The 15,895-nt window shown below is 42.9% G+C and carries 10 protein-coding genes; 3 read left to right on the top strand and 7 right to left on the bottom strand.

Annotation, left to right across the window (positions count from 1 at the left end; genetic code table 11):
* Positions 1-59: 59 nt before the first annotated feature.
* Positions 60-728 carry a YggS family pyridoxal phosphate-dependent enzyme gene (locus BVH04_RS18895; protein WP_086543038.1) on the bottom strand — a complete coding sequence of 223 codons (669 nt, stop codon included), beginning with the start codon at positions 726-728 and terminating at the stop codon, positions 60-62.
* A 48-nt stretch (positions 729-776) separates the two neighbouring features.
* On the opposite strand from BVH04_RS18895, the gene BVH04_RS18890 reads away from it, so the two are divergent.
* The 3 genes from BVH04_RS18890 to BVH04_RS18880 all read left to right on the top strand — a co-directional run bounded on the left by BVH04_RS18890 (position 777) and on the right by BVH04_RS18880 (position 5,019).
* A complete protein-coding gene (locus tag BVH04_RS18890; RefSeq protein WP_086543037.1) occupies positions 777-2,327 on the top strand; it encodes a GH3 family domain-containing protein in 1,551 nt (516 codons plus the stop codon).
* Positions 2,324-2,944 carry a LysE family translocator gene (locus BVH04_RS18885; RefSeq protein ID WP_086543036.1) on the top strand — a complete coding sequence of 207 codons (621 nt, stop codon included), beginning with the start codon at positions 2,324-2,326 and terminating at the stop codon, positions 2,942-2,944. Before BVH04_RS18890 ends, BVH04_RS18885 begins: the two co-directional genes overlap by 4 nt.
* A gap of 1,451 nt (positions 2,945-4,395) precedes the next feature.
* Complete coding sequence (locus tag BVH04_RS18880; protein WP_086543035.1) at positions 4,396-5,019, top strand: DUF6992 family protein; 624 nt, start codon at positions 4,396-4,398, stop codon at positions 5,017-5,019.
* Between the two features lie 207 nt (positions 5,020-5,226).
* Here BVH04_RS18880 and BVH04_RS18875 read toward each other — a convergent pair whose 3' ends face one another.
* The 6 genes from BVH04_RS18875 to BVH04_RS18850 form a co-directional block, all read right to left on the bottom strand.
* A complete protein-coding gene (locus tag BVH04_RS18875; protein WP_086543034.1) occupies positions 5,227-6,180 on the bottom strand; it encodes a carbon-nitrogen hydrolase family protein in 954 nt (317 codons plus the stop codon).
* 178 nt (positions 6,181-6,358) lie between these two features.
* Positions 6,359-7,945 carry a glucoamylase family protein gene (locus tag BVH04_RS18870; RefSeq protein WP_086543033.1) on the bottom strand — a complete coding sequence of 529 codons (1,587 nt, stop codon included), beginning with the start codon at positions 7,943-7,945 and terminating at the stop codon, positions 6,359-6,361.
* A 103-nt stretch (positions 7,946-8,048) separates the two neighbouring features.
* The gene (locus BVH04_RS18865; RefSeq protein WP_086543039.1) at positions 8,049-9,533 is read right to left on the bottom strand and encodes a RagB/SusD family nutrient uptake outer membrane protein; all 1,485 of its coding nucleotides are present in this window, start codon (positions 9,531-9,533) and stop codon (positions 8,049-8,051) included.
* A gap of 14 nt (positions 9,534-9,547) precedes the next feature.
* Positions 9,548-12,562, bottom strand: coding sequence for a SusC/RagA family TonB-linked outer membrane protein (locus tag BVH04_RS18860; RefSeq protein WP_086543032.1), 3,015 nt, complete (start codon positions 12,560-12,562; stop codon positions 9,548-9,550).
* 263 nt (positions 12,563-12,825) lie between these two features.
* Complete coding sequence (locus tag BVH04_RS18855) at positions 12,826-14,706, bottom strand: 7TM diverse intracellular signaling domain-containing protein (protein ID WP_086543031.1); 1,881 nt, start codon at positions 14,704-14,706, stop codon at positions 12,826-12,828.
* 109 nt (positions 14,707-14,815) lie between these two features.
* On the bottom strand, positions 14,816-15,598 hold the full coding sequence (locus tag BVH04_RS18850) for a glycerophosphodiester phosphodiesterase (RefSeq protein WP_086543030.1): 783 nt from the start codon (positions 15,596-15,598) through the stop codon (positions 14,816-14,818).
* Positions 15,599-15,895 lie beyond the last annotated feature (297 nt).

Raw genomic sequence — 15,895 nt, 5'->3', positions numbered from 1 at the left:
TTTTAAATTCTCAATTCAAATCTCCCCTTTAGGGTCGGGGGTAGGCGTCGGGGTAGGGTCTATCCTCTCTCTCCAAATATCGCTGAGCCAATCCGCACCATCGTACTTCCTTCTTCCTGCGCGATCAGGTAATCTCCACTCATCCCCATGGAAATATCTTTCAGTTGCACGAAAGCAGGAAGCTCCCGGCTTTTTAATTCTTCGAAAAGTGTCTTTAAACTTTTGAATTCTTTTCTTACCTGATCTTTATTTTCAGTGAATGTAGCCATCCCCATTACTCCCTGAATCCGCACATGGGTAAGGCTTAGAAAGTCTTGATCAGAAAGCATTTCATCCAGTTCATTTTTGTCAAATCCAAACTTCGTTTCTTCTTCAGCAATGTGCATTTGTACCAGCACAGGGATGATCCGATCGATCTTTTTGCCTTGCTTATTGATTTCCCTGAGGAGTTTGAAAGAATCCACTCCATGAATCAGATGCACGAAAGGAGCGATGTATTTGACCTTGTTGCTTTGGAGGTGACCGATCATATGCCAGTGGACATCGTCGGGCATCTCGGGCTGCTTGGCCTGAAGTTCCTGCACTTTATTCTCTCCAAAGTCCCGGATCCCTACTTCATAGGCCTCTCCTAGGTCTGAAAGTGGTTTGGTTTTACTCACTGCGACTAGCAGGCATTCTTGATTTAGGAATGTTTTTTTTACTGCTTCGAGGTTAGCTTTGATGTCCATTTTATATTTTTAATCTTTACTTTTTACCAAAAGGCCTAAAACAAAGATATGGCGATCATTAGTACTTTGCTAAAAAAAGGCATTCGCCTGAGAGAGAGTTTAGAACAGGAATACTCTCATCCGCAGGAATTGCAGCGTCAGGAACTGAAAAAATTGCTGATTCAAGCCGTCGACACTGAAATTGGTATTAAGTATGATTTCTCTAAAATTCTGAAAGGTTTTCTCAGAGGAGAGGATGAATTTTATGAGCGATATAAAACTCAAGTGCCGATTTACGATTATGATCACATTCACGCGGAGTGGTGGTACAGACTTCTGGAAGGCAAGCCAAATGTAACTTGGCCTGGCCAGGTAAAATATTTTGCGCTCAGCAGTGGAACTTCCGGTGCCACATCCAAATACATTCCCATTACCAAGGAAATGGTGATGGCCATCCGTAAAACGGGCGTTCGTCAGATTTTATCCCTTTCCAAGTATGATTTGCCGGCATCTCTGCTTACCAAAGGGATTTTGATGCTGGGTGGAAGTACCGACTTGGAGTTCAACGGTACGTATTTCTCAGGTGATCTCAGCGGTATTACCACAGGTCGATTGCCGATTTGGTTTCAGCGATTTTATAAGCCGGGGAAAAAGATCTCGCGTAGCAAAAACTGGGGAGATAAACTAGATCAGATCGTGGAGAAAGCGGATTCTTGGGATATTGGGATTATCGTTGGCGTGCCGGCATGGCTTCAGATTTTGATAGAAAAGATCATAGAGCACTACCAGCTCAACAATATCCATGAGATATGGCCTAATCTCCAGATTTTCGTTCATGGAGGAGTTTCTTTCGAACCCTATAAAAAAGGCTTTGAAAAGCTTCTGGGCAAGCCTTTGTTGTATTTGGAAACCTATTTGGCTTCAGAGGGATTTATCGCTTTTCAGGCTTTGCCGGGGAGAAAATCCATGCGCCTAGTTCTCAACAATGGTATTTTCCATGAGTTTGTACCCTTCAATGAGGAAAATTTTGATGAGGAAGGAGATATTCGACCAGAAGCAAAGACTCTGAAAATTGATGAGATTGAGGAGGGAAAAGATTACGCACTTCTCATCAGCACTTGCTCAGGGGCATGGCGTTACCTGATCGGTGATGTAGTTCGTTTTGTTTCCAAAGAAGAATCTGAAATTACTATCTCTGGCAGGACAAAGCATTTTTTGAGTCTCTGTGGAGAGCATCTTTCAGTGGATAATATGAACAAAGCCATCGAACTCACCTCTGAGGAGCATGATATGAATATCCGTGAGTTTACTGTGCTGGGTGTGCCGCACGGAAATCTATTTGCCCATCACTGGTTTATTGGTTCGAGTGATGCCGTTAAAACCGGCGTTCTAAAAAAGACCCTGGATAAATACCTCAAAGTGCTAAATGATGACTATGCCGTGGAGCGAAATCATGCCTTAAAGAAAGTGAAAGTTACATTATTGCCATCTTCCCTGTTTTACGACTGGCTCAGAGAGCAAGGCAAAGAGGGCGGGCAGAACAAATTCCCAAGAGTGCTAAAAGGTGAAAAAGCTGCAAGTTGGCAGGAGTTTCTAATCAAAAATGAGATTTTGCTGTGAGTCAATCGCTGCTGGAAGGAATCAGTATGGGGCTTTTGCTGTCAGCTATGATAGGGCCTGTGTTTTTTACGTTGATCCAAAGCAGTCTGGAGAAAGGCTTTCGCTATGCTACAATGGTTGCTTTGGGGATTCTGTGCAGTGATACACTTTATGTTTTGCTTACTTTCTTTGGAGTGAAATTCCTGGCAGATTCTGGGTCCTTTGAGCTTGTGTTGGGTTATGTGGGTGGAGCTATTTTGATTGGGTTTGGAATTAGTTATTTGGTCAAAAGACAAAGCGCAGCACCCGATCCATCTCTGGCAGAAGTGCCAAAAGCCAGGAAGCGCAGTGCCTTTATAAAAGGTTTCAGCATCAATGGAATCAATCCTTTTGTGTTACTCTTCTGGATCTCAATTGCCAGTTTGGTACATCTCAAGGTTTCTTTTGACTCGATGGATGTGTGGCTTTATTATTCGGGGATTCTCGTTACTGTATTCTCCATTGATTTGACCAAAGCGTATATCGCAAAGAAATTGTCTCAGTTTGTGACTCCGAGATTTATGTTTTGGCTCAACAAAGCAGTAGGAGTGGTGATGATCGGTTTCGGTATTCGGTTGATATGGTTTGCTATGGGCTGATTATTTTACCGCGGTGAACACGAAGATTTTCGCAGAGGGCGCCATTGAGATTTTTTGCCACATTAGTCGCATAGGACAACATAAAGATTTCTATTCTCAATAAATCTATAGGGTTTGCTGTAGGCTGATTTTTTTACCGCGGTGAACACGAAGATTTTCGCGGAGGCCGCCATTGAGATTTTTTTGCCTCCTTAGTCGCATAGGACAATTTCGAGATGATCCCGCTGTTGAAGAAGTCAACATCCAACTCTAAACTTTGTTTTCTTTGGTACTTTGTGGTTTAAGATGGTTTACCATAAGAGTCACAAAGGAGACATGTAAAGATGAATCGACTTTAATAAGCTTTTCCACCCTAAAGCTATGAGAACTATGGTGATATCTGGTTTTAAAAAAATATGCATTCCTATTAACTTCTCATATAGAGATAAAGACTAAGCCATATCCAGCTTCTGGAGGATTAGGACAACCGTAATCTTTGTCAACTCTTGTGGATAATTATTGCTAATACATTCAAAAAACCATACGTTCCTACGGAACGAATTGCCTAATACTAACTAGGGTATTACTACCGACCAGACCTTCCTATGGAAGGTTAGTTGGTCCTTTCACGAACCACATCTTGAGAGAATATTGAGTGCGTAGATAGGCATTGTCACATCGGGACAAATGGTTGGTAGAATAATCAGTCTTCCTAGCTTGAGCGTTCCATCGGAACGCCTGCCGATGAAACAGCAGAGCGCGTCCAGCTTTTGGAGATTCAAGCCAAATAGGCGTAGAATTTTTCGCCTTATAGCAACATAGGTAAACATAGAGATGATCCAGATGAAGTCAATATCCAACTCTAAACTTTGTTTTCTTTGGTACTTTGTGGTTGAAGATGGTTTGCCACAAGAGTCACAAAGGAGGCGTGTAGAGATGTATCTACTTTAATGAGCTTTTCCACTTTAAAGCTATGAAAACTATGTTGCTATGTGGTTTTAAAAAAGAAACGCATTCCTATTAACTTCTTATATACGGATAAAGACTAAACCATTCGCAGCTTCTGGAGAAGCAGGAGAACTTGGCAAATCTCTGTGTAATCCTCCGAGAATCTTTGTCAACTCTTGTGGGTAATTAGGGCTAATACATTCAAAAAACCATACGTTCCTACGGAACGAATTGCCCTAATACTAACTAGGGTATTTCTACCGACCATACCTTCCTATGGAAGGTTAGTTGGTCCTTTCACGAACCACATCTTGAGAGAATATTGAATGTGTAGATAGGCATTGTCACATCGGGACAATTGGTCGGTAGAAATAAGCATTCTTGCTAGCTTGCGCGTTCCATCGGAACGCCTGGTGATGAAACAGCAAAGCGCGTCCAGCTTGGGGAGAAGCAAGACATCGTCTAAATTAAAAACAACCTATCTTACGTGTAGGTTAAAATTCAAACACTCTTATTTCCTTCTTATGCTTGGTAAGACTACTTATTCTACCCTTTATTTTTTTCTTGGAATGGTGCTTTTTGCTTTTCTGCCATTAGACGCTGTTGCACAAAATATTCCTGAACTTCAAGGATTTAATGAAATCAGAATTTCTTACAACGAAAAGGGCATGCTGATTCTGGGAGGATGGGCTGTTGGAAATATGATCTGGGGAGGGATAGCAGCAGGTAAGACAAGCGGACAAACGAAGGCTTTTCATCAAATGAATATGTATTGGAATTCGGTGAATTTGCTCATAGCGGGATTCGGATATTGGCAAGCAACCAAGGAAACACCCGGAACTGGCTTCTGGGCCACCATGGATGCTCAGCAGAATATGGAGAAAATACTCCTTTTCAATGCAGCCTTAGATGTGGCGTATATCGCTGGGGGCATGTATTTGAGAGAACGCGGATTAAGGATCAACAAGGACCAATTTGTTGGATTTGGGAAGTCGATTATTCTTCAAGGTGCATTCCTTTTGACTTTCGATGCGGTGATGTATTCATTTCACCATATGCACGCCAAGGAGCTTCCTCAGATTGTCAACCAGATTAGTTTAGGCCCAACGGGTTTTAGTATTATGATTCCTCTTGGAACTGATAAATGAAAACCTCGAAATTTGTACGGCCAATAGACAGTGGCAATTAGTATCTCACCTCACAGGTAGTATTTGAAGATTAGACTAGAGAAATTGTATAAATTTTTTACTCTTTGAAGTGTCATGAACAGTGGTGAGAGATTGCAGGGATACGACACTTCTAAATTGCGCTCTTTGCGAAATCTTCGTGAACTTCGCGGTTAAAAAACCGCTGATTTACTCATATTTCACACTTGTTTGCCTATCACGATTCACACTTAGCTGCAACACATCAGGTCTTGAATAATGCCCGACTGAATCAAAGTTTTGACGCTCTTCCAAAACCCGATTAAAATCCAAGGTCTGTATCAATAGCCCCTCAGTATTTGCAACTGGCTCCAAGATCCATTTTCCATCCGGCCCTGCAATACAAGAACCTCCATCTGCCAAGACTTCGGGAGCATTTTCAAGGATAAGATCTAAATGTGGTGTGTCAGCAGGAAAGTCAGCTTTTCTCATCAAACTAGAGACAGAAATCACAAAGGATCTGCTTTCCTGAGCAATCATTCGGGTAATGTTTTCGGTGTTTCTTACTCCACCAGGCCATACTGCAACATGCAGATTTTCACCCAAGCCATAGAGTGCTGTTCGTGCCAGCGGCATCCAGTTTTCCCAACAATTCAATCCTCCAACAGTGAATTTTTTCAGCGGATGAACCTGAAGCCCATTTCCATCGCCGGGAGCCCAGGTAAGTCGCTCCTCATAGGTAGGCTGCAGTTTGCGGTGAACGGATTTAATCTCTCCATCGGCATTGGTATAGACCAATGAGCAATATATGCTGTGGCCACCTCGGTCAATTGGCCGCTCGATGATACCTAAATAAATAGCGATTTTGAGCTTTTTTGCCAGGTTTTGAATCTCGAGAAGATCGCCCCTTTCGATCAGAACGGCGTTTCTTAGGTAGTGCGCGTGGATCTCCTTTTGAACTTTATCATCCCAAGCAGCCCCATTGGTGAGGGAAAGCCAGAAAGGATAACCCGGTACCAATCCCTCTCCGAAAACAATCAGTTCACATCCTTGATCGGCAGCATCAGCGATGGAAACTTTTACTTTTTTAAGTGTCTCTACTTTGTTGAGCCAAACGGGTGCAATTTGGGCAAGGGCTACTTTCAGAAGATTGGAAGAGTTCATGGGTGTCAAGTTTGATCGGAAATTACCAGAATGTGATCTCCGATCAAAATTGAGAATGGTTTCTCAATAACAAATCCCCCTAGCCCCCTTTAGCAAAGGGGGAATAGCCGAAATTGATCCTCAACCTTTCATTTAAAGAATGTCGATTCAAAATTGATAACTAGTACACTTAGAGACATTACTTAGCAATACTTGGACTCTCAAATCCCAATTTCTTCAGCCCTTCCTGAACTTCAGGAGCTCCCATAAATAATTTCCAGCCCAGCCCGGTTCTATAATTTTCTATCATAGCCACTATCGGCCCTTGGTCAATCGCAAGATATCGGGTAGGGTAGAAGTCATGCTCAGGACTCATCGCATCGTAGAATCCGTATCGACCCAAGACATTTTCTCCATAATTGTAATAAAGATTCTTGATCACTTTCATGGATTCTTCCGGAGTATAAGGAATGGATGAAATAGCAGCTGTAGGGGAAATAACTCCGGTATCATTTCCCGGGAAGTGTGCATTGTAGCCATTGATGGAATAGGAAGCGGTAAGTCCCCAAAGATCCTCACCATACCCTGCAAATCCACCTGAATTTTCAATTGACCAAGCCCTGTTTATCAGCGTCTGATTGGTGTTTTCTTTTTGATAATCTGCATACTGGTCTTTCAGTCCCATCGGGTTTAATCCCAAATAAGAGTAGTGCGCCCAGAAAAGTGGTCCGCCCATCTTTTCAGCACCATTATGCTTGAGTTGGAGTGAATAGCCAAAGGCCTCATTTTTCGCTTTGATCGCGCCACTTCTTGCCCAGCCTTTGTGATATACATCCGGATCTATAGTATGTGTAGGAGAGGATGCGGCAAGTACATAGGTGATCAGACATTCATTATATCCTTCCAAAGGAAAATTCATTTCCCAGGCATACTCAGGGGACCAATGCCAGTAAAGGACATCCTGCCCATCCCTAGTGTACCAGCTCCAATCCATTTCTTTCCAAAGCTCATCTATTCGAGCTGCTACTGCTTTTTCACGTTCATCGCCATTTTTGAAATATTCCCGTACTGCGATAAGACTCTGCATTAAAAAAGCAGACTCTACCAAATCTCCTCCATTATCTTTCCGACCGAATGGCTGCACTTCCCCGGTTTTTCCATTGATCCAATGTGACCAAACCCCTTTGAAGCGGTCAGCTTTTTCCAGGAATCCCACTATTTTTTCAAATCGTGCAACCCCCTGTTCTTTGGTGATCCATCCTCTTTCAATCCCAGCTATCAATCCGAAAATCCCCATCCCAGATCCGCCGGTGGTCACTATATGAGCATCATTCTGAGGATATTCTCCGTCGATGTGGATTCTCTCTGGTGCTAAACCCGAGTTAGGTTCTGCACCATTCCAAAAATATCTGAACGTATAAAATTCTACCATATCCAGTAGCTCTTCGTCCGTCATCTTATGGGTTTTGGTAGCTCCTTTTCCGACTATTGTAGAGTCCTTGCCAGCGTAAGCTCTGATCTCATAATCCAGGTCGAGCTCCATTCCCAAGTCATTCACAAAATCTAAGTAAAGGGTGTCTTCCAGCACAGCCCGTCTGGTGAAATTATCGCCATCCATGCTCACCCAAACGCCATAGGAATCTGCTTCCGGGGCTTTGTTCCAAGCTAACTCGACATGAATATCATATGGAGTCGCTACGATAGTGTTTACCTGTTTCGTGGGGATGAAGCAGGCAAAAGACAGGGCGGAAAGAACTAATACTGAGAGAACAGAATAGTGTTTCATGTTAAAAATAGGCTGTTTAAGAAATCAATGTAAGGAGAACCCGTGAGTGGGCGTTCTGCTAGAAATAAATCCTGCCCGCAAAAGCGAACAGGATTTTTAAAGATTAATAGCCAGGGTTTTGGCTAATGGAACCGCCGCTAATATCGATTTCTGACTGAGGGACTGGATAGACTTCGTGCTTACCGGGAGTCCAGGTGATTCCCAGCTCCGCAAAGACTGCCTGAGCACGACCTTGTCTTACCAAATCGAAATACCGGTGCTGCTCCATCGCCAGCTCCACTCTGCGCTCTTGATAAATTGCAGTTCTCAATTCCGCTTTATCTGTAGTACTCACATCAAGTAAAATGCTCTCGTCTCCCTGACGAGCTCGCTCTCTCACCATATTCAAATACTCCAAAGCTAGGGTAGGATTTCCAAGTTCATTGGCAGCCTCTGCAGCGATCAAAAGCAAATCAGCATATCTAAACAAGCGGATATTTGCACCGCTATTTCCAAATCCGGATGGCGGTCGCTCCGGAAGCCAGGCTTTTCTGCTGAATCGTGCATTGTCTCCCATGTTGGGATCAGGCATGACTACCTCACCCGATGGCAAAGTATCTCCTTCGTTGATAATAGTGGCGACCAACCTTGGGTCATTTTCCTCAAAAGCTGTCATCAGATCATCCGATGGGCCATTAAATCCCCAACCATTATTTGGATTCCCTCGGATTCCCTGTACTTCGTTGAACTGGGATCCGCCTCCGCCAGCTTCTAGGGCTACGGTAGATACTTCAAAAATACTCTCTGAAGAATGCTCACCTTCTTTTCGGAAAATTTCTTCGTAATCTGGATATAACTCATATTGCCCGCTCGCAATGACTTCTTGCGCCATATCTAATGTTTCCTGATACTCGTTCTGGAACAGATGCACTTTTGCCAAAAATGACTTGGCAGCTCCTGATGTAGCGCGGCCAAGTTCAGAGGCTGGATATTCAGATTTCTCTGGCAGATTGGCTGCCGCAAAGCTGAAATCTTCCTCGATGAACTCGTAAATCAACTCTTTGGATACGCGCGGCTGCTTATATTCATCAGGATTGAGCGGACGATCGATCAAAGGAAGATCACCATAAGTTCTCACCAAAAAGAAGTAGAAATACGCTCTCAGGAATCTCGCTTCACCGATAAGCCTGGTCTTCAGCTCCTCATCCATATCGATTTCAGGCACATTTGCGATCACCTGATTTGCACGGAAGACACCCTGAAAGTATCCCGACCAAATCCCATTGACAGCTGTATTGTTTGCGTCAAAAGTGAAGTCATTGATGTCTTGAAGGAAACCTGCATCGCCTGGCACCGATCCCTTGACGGCATCATCTGAAGCGATATCTGTGATACCTATGTAAGAAAATACATGTACGTTGAAGTTTCGCAGGTGTGAATAGATAGCATTCACAGCCTGAGTTGCCTGGGTCGCATCTTTGAAGAAATTCTCGGAAGTAAGTTCTCCCTTTGGAGCTTTATCCAAATAATCCTCGCAAGACAGTAGTCCAACACTCATCAGAATGCTAAGTCCTACTGCGGCTATTTTATTGTTAATCTTATTTTTCATGGTTTTCATTGGGTTTAGAAGCTGGCTGAAATACCTACGTTAAATGTTCTTGCCAATGGGTAAAGACCACTGTCATATCCGGTTCCAAGTACATTTCCACCGCCTATTTCAGGCGTATATCCTGAGTATTTTGTCCAGGTGAATACATTCGTTCCCGACAGGTAAACTCGGAAGTTTTGAACCTTAATCTTATTTAAAGCGACTTCAGAGAAGTTGTAACCCACTTGGATATTTCTCAAGCGGAGGAAAGAACCATCTTCTACGAATCTGTCTGAAACCTCGTAGTTGTGTCCGCCATTAGTTACTCTAGGTTCAGAATTGCTGGTGCCTGCACCAGTCCATCTGTCTAAATAGCTCGATTCAAAATTGTAGGTATTAAAACGGGTTTGCTTTTTGGCATTGTAGATCTCGTTGCCATAGGTACCGTTGAAGTCAGCGCGTAGATCAAAACCTTTAAAATCAAATCCAAAATTAAACCCGTAGATCAGGTCTGGAATTGGACTTCCCAAGATCACTCTGTCATTATTGTTTACGGCGCCGTCACCATTGGTATCTTGATAAATCAAATCTCCGGCTACTTCAGGCCCGCGCTTAGGAATAGAAGATAAGTCTGCTTCATTTTGGAACACTCCAACAGTCTTATATCCATAATAATGTCCGATGGATTGTCCTATGGTGGTTCTGGAACCCAAGTAGCCACTGATTCCTACTGCTCCTCCGAAGATGGCTTCATTTCCTTCACCAATATCCAGTACCTCATTGTTCACGGTGGAGGCTACGATACCGAAGTTGTAAGAAAAGTCCCCCTTCTGATCTCTCCAGTTCAAAGTCAGATCAATTCCGGAGTTCTTCACGCTGGCTGCATTGATAATGGGATTATTGGCAGAACCAACATAGGAAGGAATAGGAACTCCTACTAATATATCATTGGTTTTACGCGTGTAATAATCGAATTCACCGGTCAGTTTCTCGTCAAAAAAACCGAATTCAAATCCTAAATTGGAAGTCACAGTTTCTTCCCATTTGATGAATGGATTTGCGAGCCTTGTCAACGTGGCTCCATAAATAAGCTGTTCATCGATGCCAAAAACAGCATTTTGATTTCCTGTCACTACTGGGCGACCTTCGTAGAAAGCAATCTTGTCATTCCCTATTTTTCCCCAGCTACCGCGGATTTTTAGGTTGGAAAGGAAATTTTGATCTAGAAGAAAACCTTCCTCAATAATGTTATATCCTAAGGCTACAGATGGGAAATTTCCAAATCTATTTTCTTCTCCAAAACGGCTAGAGCCATCTCGTCTGAAAGTACCTGTGAAAAGAAATTTGTTTTTGTAAGTATAATTTGCTCTGAAAAGATAGGAAAGCATCGCCCAGTCTCCGGCAGAGTTGGAGTTGGTTTGGGTGGTTAGTTCACCTGCATTCAGATACCAAAGCGAAGGATCCTCGCCAGGTAGATTTCTTCTGCCACCGCCTAGTGTTTCGGTGTAGAAATCCTGAGTGGTAATACCTGCAAGAAGGTTGATGCGATGATTATCCCACTCTTTAGTATAGTTCAGCGTATTTTCCCAAAGAATATTTCTATTTCTCAGGTTCCCTACATTGACAGAATTTTCAGGATTTTGCTGCGTGGGAGAGACGAAATATACTGGGGTAAAAGATTTTGAATCCTCAAATGCCAAATCCAGTCCCGCATTACTTCGGAAGGTAAAGTTCTTCAGGAATTTCACGTCCATGAAGAAATTTCCCACAGCTCGATAATTGTTAGTTTGGTTGTTTGAGTTGTATTCAAACTGTGCCGCTGGATTACCGACTGGAGAAGTGTCTGTATAGCTTCCATCAGGCTGAGTTGGGTCAAAGATCGGATAAGCACGATAGGCATTTCCAATCACCCCAGGTTCGTTTTGCTGATTAAAGTAGATAAATGACAGATTGTTACCAAAAGTCACCGCATCGCTGAACTTGTATTGGTTGTTCAGTCGGATAGTCAATCGCTCGTATTCCGATTCTTTTACGACTCCTTTTTGATCAAAGTAGTTTACGCTCAGATTGAAATTGCTTTTAGATGATCCGCCGGAAGCACCCAAACTCACATTATTAATTGGAGCATTTCTAAAAATGTAGTCTTGCCAGTCGGTGCCTTCACCATAATCATTGACATTGTAGATCGGTTCATTTCCCACATTTTGCTCCAGCTCATTTGCCAGTTGAGCGAAATCACGGGCATTTACCAAGTCAATTTTATTGGCGACTTGCTGCACGCCAGTGTATGCATCTACCGTAATTCGTGTTTCAGCATCAAATGAACCTTGCTTTGTACTGACGATGATCACACCATTTGCACCTCTGGAACCATAAATCGCAGTTGCGGAAGCATCTTTCAGCACTTCTATAGATTCCACATCATTTGGATTCAGGAAATTGATGTCGTCAAGTAGCATTCCATCTACCACATAGAGAGGAGAAGAGTTGTTTAGCGTACCCACACCACGAATACGGACAGTAGATCCAGCACCTGGAGCTCCTGAGTTTTGTGTGATCTGCACACCACTCACACGCCCTTGAAGAGATTGGGTCACATCTGATACCGGAAGGCGACTGATATCCTCAGACTTCACACTGGAGATAGCCCCCGTAAGATCACTTTTACGCTGAATACCGTATCCGACTACGACAAATTCATCCAGATCACCCAGATCTTCTTCAAGCGTAACGTCGATGGTTGATCTTCCTCCAATTGGAGCTTCCACTGTCTTGAAGCCTACAAAAGTGAAGACCAAGACTGCATCTTCGGGTACTTGTATGGAGTACTTTCCATCCAGATCCGTGACGGTTCCGTTGATGGTTCCTTTGATAACCACATTTACTCCAGGAATTGGTTGTCCGGAAGAATCAAGTACAGTTCCCTGAACAGGGACATTGGTTTGTCCAAAAGAATCCTGGACGATAAAGAGTGAGAATAGGAGAAGGGTTAAAATCAAATACTTGCTAAGATGCCAAGTACTATCCCTCTCAGGTAGAAATTTTTCCATCGGGTTATACGGGTTTGGTTTAGTTTACATTGCTGAGATGAGTATCATCCTGAGCAATAAATGAAACTACCTTTCCTTAGATAGTGTAAGAAAAAATTTCTTCGAAATCGATTGAAAAAGCATGTAAAGAGTATCCCATTAGACTCGCTAATTCCTGCTTTAATTTCATATAAAAATGCTTCTAATAGCAAATAGAGGTCATTATTTGAAATCAATTCACGCTTTATTATCAGGATTTTTTCAAGTATCGATTTAGGAGAAAATCAGTTGAGTTCATGAGATCGCTCCAGCACAATGTCCACCCAGTCTGGCTGATGAATTCCCTTCATCTCCAATTGTAATTTGACTTTCACTCGGAAGCTGCTAATGGCATTTATTCTCAGATCCAGCAGTTGCGAAAGCTCTTCCAGTGTGAGTTTTTCATGCTCAGCGATGACGGTGTAGGACAGGTAAAATGCCTTCTCTATCGGAAGACGAATCCCATGGAAAATAGTGCCTGCCGTAGCAGATTCAATGTGTCCACAGCGGGAGCACCTGCGGTGAAAAATTTTTGAGCGTTTAGAGAATTTACTGTGCTCACAGGCTTTACAGCTAAAAGAGTTTTCCCACTTGACTTGCTCCAGGTATCGGAGGCAAGCGCTGGAATCGGGAAAGATCTTATTGAAATCCTCATAGCTCATACGCTTATTGGTGATTCTGGCCTGTAGGTTTTCTTTTATCTGAGATTTTAACTTCCAGATGTCCTTATCCAAAATCGAATTGATGCGTTTGATTTCCTCGTCCTTTTCAAGAATCTGTTGATTATAGGCGAGCAGCAACTGGTTCTTTTTGGCGAGTTCTTGTGTTCTTTCATCCACACGCTGCTCCAGTTCCCTGTTGACTTTTTCTTTAAGATTCGCATTTGCTTCTGCTTGTCGCAAGGATCTGAGCATAGCCCGATCACGGTTGTCTTTGAGGATTTTGACCCGATCTCCCAGTGCTAAAGTGAGCAGTAGCATCTCCATCAAGAATGCGATATGAAGACTGTAATATAAGAAAGTGCTGTGCGGGATAATGGCGGCATGAACCATAGTTTTCAGCGCTACGCCTAAGAAAAGAATACCGTAGGCGATCACAAAAAGCCTCGCCACGCTATAGCCTTTTACCCAAACATAAATACTGGAAAAGAGAATAAGAAAGAAAGGAAGGATATCGTAAATCTGGATTTCCAGCAGTGCTGGGAAAAAGGCGATCCCTGCAGCAAAAAGAATTGTTTTTGCAACTAGAATCAACTGAAAACAGCGATGCATGCTTGGGAATCTCCTCCTCAGATTGAGGAAGTGAGTGGAGAAAAGTAATGCAAATAGCACGATCAAATAGCCGGAAAGTCCTGAGATGGGCTGATTCCATTCTGGATAATTGGGCCATAAATACTGAAAAGCAATGCCGTCAACGCAGGCAGCAAAAATGCCTACACTCAATAGGTAGAAGACGTAATAAAGGTATTTCACCTCCTTAATTGCCAGGTAAATCAAGCCGTTATAAAGGGAGATAATCAGTACCATTCCATAGAAAATCCCGTAGAGAAAGTACTCGTTCAGCGCATAATAAATGAAGCGATTGAAAGACCTGAAGGCAATTCTAACGTCTGCTTTTTGGGAGGATTTGATCTTGAAATAATAAGTATCAACTCCTGATGTCTCGTTTTCTACTGGGATCTGAAAGTTCTTGTGAGGAAATATCCTATCACCAAAAGCGACTTTATCACCTAGCTTCAGTTCCTTGTATCCAGCTTCTGAGGGGATATAGGCTGTTATTTGATCGATAGTCTGATCATAAAACTCCAGCAGCCACTGCTTATTACTTTGCGGAGTTTTCTGGATCGCCACCTTTACCCAATAGGTGTATTCCGTAGAGAAGTTGTTCTTGCTGAAGTCCGAATTGATCTTGAGTTTATCCGAAATAGGACTTGAAAGAATATCATTCAATTCAAGCTCGTTGCTTTCATCTTCGTAGAACGTAAGTCGGTCGATCGCGTAGATTCTCTCGTCCAGTTGATCATTGATCTTAAAGGTGTAATTGGATGATTGGGCAATGCCAGACAAGGAAAATAAACTGATCAACGCACAGATTCCTGCGAGTGCTCTTCTATAAAACTTGTCCATTATACAGTTGGTTTAACCCTTGAAAAGGATCAAAAACAAAGCCCGATTGGCTGTATGTCTGTATTTTGGGAGCCTTTAGCTAAGAAGGGTTAAACGCTAAAAACTGAGTTTACTCGCGATCCTTAATAATTTTCAACAGCAACTCTGGCTCGTCGGTGGTAATGAAATCAGGGTTTTGATCAAGAAACCAAATCAAATCTTCAGCGGAATTTACCGTCCAGGCATTGACAGTCAATCCCAAATCCTGCGCTTCTTTGATCCACTGAGGATTCTTTTTCAGCAGATTGATATTGTAGTCAAAGCCAAAAAAGCCTGCTTCTTTCAGCTCAGCGGGAGTTTTGTCACCAGTGAGGTAAGCAACATTCGCTTCAGGATCCATTTCAATCGCCTTCAAACCCCCTTCGTAGCTGAACGTAATGTAATCCACCCACTTCTCCGCTTTCATTTTCTTTACCGCCAGCACAGATTTTTCTGCTACTTCTATACTTCGCTCCACAGAGATTTTAGAAGGCTTGATCTCGAAGATCAACTTGGTACCTTTCTGCTTTTTACCTGCTTTTAGGTATTCTTCTACCGTAGCGAGTTTCTCTCCATTTTCGTGTTTTTTGGTCAGAAGCTCTTCGTAAGTAGAGGTTTCGATCTCCATCCCTTCGAAATCAGCATCATGATTCACTACCAAAACTCCGTCAGAAGTCATCCAGACGTCAAACTCAGAACCTTCACAGCCTAGCTTCACCGCTTCTTTGAGCGAAGCCAAGGAGTTCTGTGGATTTCCTTGAGCTCTCCAGGCACCTCGGTGGGCGATTACTTTATTTTTGTGAAAAGACTTCTGCGCAAAGGAGGCAGAACTGGCTACCAAAAAAGTAAGTAGAGTGAATAGAATGGATTTCATGGCGTAGGGTTAAAGCTTTTCAACTAGCTGACCAAAAGTAAAAAATCGGAGGATACAAACTATTCCGCTTATCAGAATTCACAGAAACTTCATGTTTGGATATATTTTTTTTAAACGCGGTAGTCACGGAGGATAACGCGGAGAGCGCGGCTACGGAGAAAATTGGCGCGTGGCGGCGCAACGGGTAAAAGGGTTTTTCCTTGATCCTTGAGTTTTTTTTAACCGCGGTGGTCACGGAGGAGATCGCGGAGGGCACAACTAAGGGTTAACCGTGCTTGCTTGATCATTGAGTTTGAA

The organism is Algoriphagus antarcticus (assembly GCF_002150685.1).
Classification (GTDB): domain Bacteria; phylum Bacteroidota; class Bacteroidia; order Cytophagales; family Cyclobacteriaceae; genus Algoriphagus; species Algoriphagus antarcticus.
The sequence above is the reverse complement of the archived record's forward strand: the minus strand, read 5'-3'. Positions and strand labels throughout refer to the sequence as shown.